General features: G+C 39.7%; 4 protein-coding genes and 1 pseudogene. 3 read left to right on the plus strand and 2 right to left on the minus strand.

Annotated elements, in window-relative coordinates; all coding sequences use genetic code 11:
- Nucleotides 1–91: pseudogene (locus FTV03_RS16800) on the plus strand (IS5/IS1182 family transposase); the annotation flags it as partial.
- A gap of 108 nt (nt 92–199) precedes the next feature.
- Here the strand turns inward: FTV03_RS16800 and FTV03_RS16805 are convergent.
- Complete coding sequence (locus FTV03_RS16805) at nt 200–1,552, minus strand: 8-oxoguanine deaminase (RefSeq protein WP_180042300.1); 1,353 nt, start codon at nt 1,550–1,552, stop codon at nt 200–202.
- Between the two features lie 490 nt (nt 1,553–2,042).
- On the opposite strand from FTV03_RS16805, the gene FTV03_RS16810 reads away from it, so the two are divergent.
- Nucleotides 2,043–3,068: a BMP family ABC transporter substrate-binding protein gene (locus FTV03_RS16810; RefSeq protein ID WP_257220833.1), complete on the plus strand. Its 1,026-nt coding sequence runs from the start codon at nt 2,043–2,045 to the stop codon at nt 3,066–3,068.
- 76 nt (nt 3,069–3,144) lie between these two features.
- Entirely contained in the window at nt 3,145–4,134 is a 990-nt protein-coding gene (locus FTV03_RS16815) for an isopenicillin N synthase family oxygenase (protein ID WP_180042304.1), read from the plus strand.
- A gap of 106 nt (nt 4,135–4,240) precedes the next feature.
- Here FTV03_RS16815 and FTV03_RS16820 read toward each other — a convergent pair whose 3' ends face one another.
- Nucleotides 4,241–5,110 carry an IS982 family transposase gene (locus FTV03_RS16820; RefSeq protein WP_180042306.1) on the minus strand — a complete coding sequence of 290 codons (870 nt, stop codon included), beginning with the start codon at nt 5,108–5,110 and terminating at the stop codon, nt 4,241–4,243.
- Between the last annotated feature and the right edge of the window lie 224 nt (nt 5,111–5,334).

The raw sequence follows: 5,334 nt of genomic DNA on the forward strand, positions 1-5,334 counted from the left end.
TAGAGGAATTGCCACAAGATACGATAAGCTAAAACGTAACTATCAAAGCGCTGTTGCTTTAGCTTGTATATTTATATGGTTGCCTCTTTAGCTCAATTTATCGGCTGTAAATGTCAACACACCCTAATATTTGGGCATTAAAAGTATCGCCAAAATTAAAAGTTTAGACCGAAGGACTCCAATACTTCGGTCCTTTTGATCATGCCGCAAGTAAGGCTTTTGCAGCTACGCGGTGTTTGGCCTGAAGTTCATCGACATCAACATTAACCAAGTTTTGATTTTTGACGACCCAATCGCCTTTGACCATGACATGTTCGGCACGGTCTGCACCACAGAGTAGCAATGCTACGATCGGATCATGCGAGCCTGAAAAACGAATGTCATCTAAACGGTAAAATGCAAAATCGGCTTGGAAACCTTCAGCGATTTGCCCTAAGTGTTGCTCACGCCCCAACAGCTGTGCAGAGCCATGTGTTGCCCAGCTTAAGGCAAGCTCAGGTGTGATCTTTTCTGCACCATATTTTAAGCGTTGCAAGTACATGGCCTGACGCGCTTCTAGTAGTAAGTTTGATGCATCACCCGATGCTGAGCCATCTACGCCTAAACCAATTTTGCTTCCTGCTTGGGTTAAATCGAGTGTTGGACAGATACCAGAAGCCAAGCGCATATTGGAATGTGGGCAATGGCAAATGCCTACTTTGGCTTGTCCTAAGCGTCGAATTTCATCGGCATTAAAATGAATGCCATGTGCCAACCAAGTTCGCTCATTCAGCCAACCCACGCTTTCCAAATAATCGACGGTACGCATGCCGAAGTTCTGCAGACAGAAATGTTCTTCATCTATGGTTTCTGCCAAATGCGTGTGTAAACGCACATCCAATGCTGCTGCAAGTTTGGCACTTTCACGCATAATGTCTTGCGTCACTGAAAAAGGCGAGCAAGGTGCAAGGGCAATATTCACCATGGCGTCTTCCTGCCGTTGATGATATTTCGATACCAAACGTTCAGAGTCTTTTAATATGATGTCCATGTCCTGAACGGTATGCTGCGGAGGAAGACCGCCGGCATCTTCACCTAAACTCATCGAACCACGAGTAAGCATCACTCGTATACCTAAGTCTTGTGCTGCATTGACTTGTACATCGATGGCACGGTTCAGTTGATTTGGAAATAAATAATGATGATCCGCAGCAAAGGTACATCCCGACAGTAATAATTCTGCTAAAGCCACTTGCGTCGCCAAGTGTAATTGTTCTGGGTTTAATTTGGCCCAAATTGGGTACAAAGTTTTTAGCCATGGAAATAATGGTGCATTGACCACGGGTGCCCACGCACGTGTCAGTGTTTGGTAAAAATGATGATGGCTATTGATCAGACCTGGGAGCATAACCAAATCTTTTGCATTAAATATTTCGTCATAAGCCTGACTGGGCAGCCCATTTAGCCCAACTAGCTCAATAATTTTTCCTTGAGAAATCAGTACACCACCACGAGCGTCCTGATTATTGGCAGTAAATACCGCAAGCGGATTTTTTATCCAAACTATAGTCATAACAAGATCTTGGTCAAAGGAAGCAACTGGTTTTGAGCAATTTCCATACCACTGAAATTTTAAAAATAGGAACTTAAAGCTGATTTCCAGCAATATTTAGGCTGCATGCCTATAAATTCATCATAAAAAACATGTATTTATTTAAGAATGGTTTTTCCTGTTCTAATTTTTAGAAAGAATCTTTAAAAACTTAGCAATAGACCAAACAGTTAAAGCAACTTATTTATTGCATGGCGAACATCGATAAGTGATGAGGATCTTTGCATTATAAATAAGTAATTATTTATTTAAAAAAATAATGCTACTTATAATCAAAAATATTTTTTTTAAATGTGGTTGGGTTTAATTTTATCCAAAATAACATTTTTAAAATATATTCTTCATTTTAAATAGTATCGCATCAAATATATTTTAAACACTGTGGGGAAATAGAATGAGTTTTAAAATAAAAGCATTGGTCAAAACGATTTTAGTCTTCTCGACAGTTGGTATGCTGGGTTTGAGTCAATCTTATGCAGCGGAAAAGGCCGCTTTTGTATATTTGGGTCCAACCAGTGACCACGGATGGTCATATTCACATGAACAAGGGCGCATCAAGGCAGACAAAGCTTTAGCTGGAAAATATAAAACCACGTATATCGAAAATGTACCTGAAACTGCCGATGCAGAGCGTGTTATCCGTAACTTGGCACAACAAGGCAACAAAGTCATTTTCGGTACATCCTTTGGTTATATGAACTCGATGGAAAAAGTTGCGAAACAATTTCCTAAAACAGTCTTTATGCACGCAACTGGTTATAAACAAGGAAAAAATTTAGGTGTGTACGAACTTCGAACTTATGAAGGTGCGTATATGCTTGGTGTGGTTGCGGGGCAAAAAACCAAAACCAATACCATTGGTGTAGTCGCGTCATTTCCAATTCCCGAAGTCGTTCGAAACATCAATGCCTATACCTTGGGCGCGCAGAGTGTAAACCCGAAGGTCAAAACCAAAGTAATTTGGGCCAATACATGGTTCAACCCCGGTAAAGAGCGTGAAGCAGCATTGGCATTAATCGCTCAAAAAGCGGATGTGTTGATGCAAAATACCGATTCGCCTGCTGTAGTACAAGCCGCACAACAAAAAGGGGTGTATGCATTTGGCTGGAACTCAGATATGAGTAAATTTGGACCGAAAGCACACCTTGCAGCAGCAGTGTTACATTGGGAAAAAATCTATGAACCTGTGATGAAACAAGTCGCGGCAAATACATGGAAGCCTTCGGCGATCAAGTATGGCGTAAAACAAAGTGCTGTAAATATTGAAAACTTTGGTCTAGAAACGACGGCTGCGATGAAAACCAAAGCCATTGCAGTACGTGATTCATTACGTACTGGGGCATTACATCCATTTACAGGACCGATTTATAAACAAGATGGCAGTCTACTGGTCGCAAAAGGCAAAACATTGACGGATATCGATTTGTCTAAAATGAACTACTATGTCAAAGGTGTAGATGGGTCACTACCTAAATAAGAATTTGATAAACAATACATTTTAAAATATTGCAAGTTGCAAGAGAGGCAACTTGCTCTACATAGGTCGAGTGATTATGAGTATTCCCGTAATTGATTTAGCGCAGGCATTGACGCCTTCCTCAGCCAATATCTCGGATGTGGTAGAAAAGTTAAGAGCGGCAGCAACCAGTTCAGGTTTTTTCTATGTAAAAAATCATGGAATATCATCAACGCTGATTCAACGTCAGTTTGAGTTGGCAGCTAAAATTTTTGCATTGCCATTGGCAACAAAACTTAAATATGATCAGAGTTTGAATGATAGCCATTTGGGCTTTGAACAGCTTGCAGCGCAAAAGTCAGACTACAGCGCAAAGCCAGATATTAAGGAAGGTTTCTATTGTGCAAAAAATTATCCGACAGATCATCCCTATGTTTTAGCCAAATATCAGGGTTATGGCATTAATCAATGGCCGAGTGCTGAAGTACCTGAAATGGAACAGTTTTGTCAGGAGTATATAGCTCAGCTAAATGGCCTAGCACAGCGCATTATGCAACTCTTAGCACTGTCTTTATCTTTAGATGAAGGCTATTTTGATGACTGTTGTATCGACCCCATGATTACCCTAAAAATGCTCTGTTATCCACCGCATCCTGTCGGTGCAGATGAATATAGCTTTGGCGTTGGAGCACATACTGATTGGGGCTCCATCACGATTTTAGCACAAGATGAATGTGGCGGACTGGAGGTTTGTTTACCAGATGGGACATGGGTTGCAGCGCCACCGATCAAAGATACATTTATTGTCAATTTAGGCGATCTGATCCCACGTTGGAGTAATGACCTGTATAAATCAAATCCACATCGTGTTAGAAATTTATTTTCAAAAGGTCAGTCTCGCTATTCGATTCCATTTTTTTATGGACCGAATTACATGACGCCAATCAATGCCTTACCAGGAACGGTGAAAGATGGTGAAATTTACCGTTATGCACCCTGTACGGCTGGTGAACACATGGAACAAATGTATCAGCAAGCTTATGATTTAAGTCTAGAAGAACAATCAGTACTGGAAAAAATCATTTAATCTCTCATTCTAATTTCATGTTTTCCTTTTATAGCCCTTCGTTCAGCCCGATAGGGCTTTTTTTATGATCAACATAAAATCGATTTGTTATTAACCCGAATCCTTTTTAAGTCAATGACTGCATAATTTGAATTGTGGGCTTATGCTGCTGAGTTAATTGGTATGCACATAGTGATGCGTAAATACCACTTAAAAAGCCTGAGATACTTCTAGCTCTACTCGTCACCAAATTGTATTGACCTTTCAATAAGCTGAATAACGTTTCTATTTTATTACGTTGTTTTAAGTGATATGCATCTGATGTACAGAGTTGAACAGACCGCATGTTCTTTCGATGATAAGTAATTAAATCAATACCTTGTTCTTTTAATCTGTTTTTTAAATCCTGACTGATATAACCACGATCCGCGTAAAGCTTTGCTTCCAAGCCTTCAACCAAATGCTCAACCATTCTTATGTCAGCCACATGTCCATTGGATAATGCTGAACAAACGACTTCTCCAAGTTGATTCATCATAATATGTAATTTACAGCCGTAGAACCAACCCATCGAGCTTTTACCACGAGATGCAATTTCTGCTAGAGATTTATGGCGTTGAATTCGTTGATTTTTACAGACAGGTAAAGTGGTTGAGTCAATCCATAAATATTGGCTCCGTTGACCTTTCATTAAGGCTACATGTAAAGCATGTAGTGCCAACTGGTGCGTATTAATGAGGTGAATCAGCCGTTGGTAACAGGGTAAGCTCTTAAATAAAGAGCTTTTATCCTGCCTTAGCCATGTGAAAAATGCTTTGAAATTAGTGAAATGAGAGCATTTATACCAAATAGCAATAAAGGTGATTTCTGAAAGACTCAAGTGAGCCGCTCGAATTCTTGAGAAACGATGGCTTTGCTTAAGGAATTGCCAATAAGTTGCTTCAAATTTAAGAAAGAAATCATCAATTACGCAAAATAATTCGGTACTATTAAACATGAGGATAGAGTTGTGAGTTTTGTGTGGTAACTCAACTGATGGCTCTAGTCCTCATATTTTTCAAGTCAATTTCTTATCCGCGATTCGGGTTATTAAATAATAGATCTCTTTCATAAATCAAAAAACGATCTTCTTTTTGGTTAATATTTGCACTCCGGATTTCTTAGCATTCGTGCATAATCTGCGGATGAAATACATCGATTCAAACAAGCTTTCTGATCCTC

Source organism: Acinetobacter sp. YH12218 (genome assembly GCF_013417925.1).
Lineage (GTDB): Bacteria > Pseudomonadota > Gammaproteobacteria > Pseudomonadales > Moraxellaceae > Acinetobacter > Acinetobacter amyesii.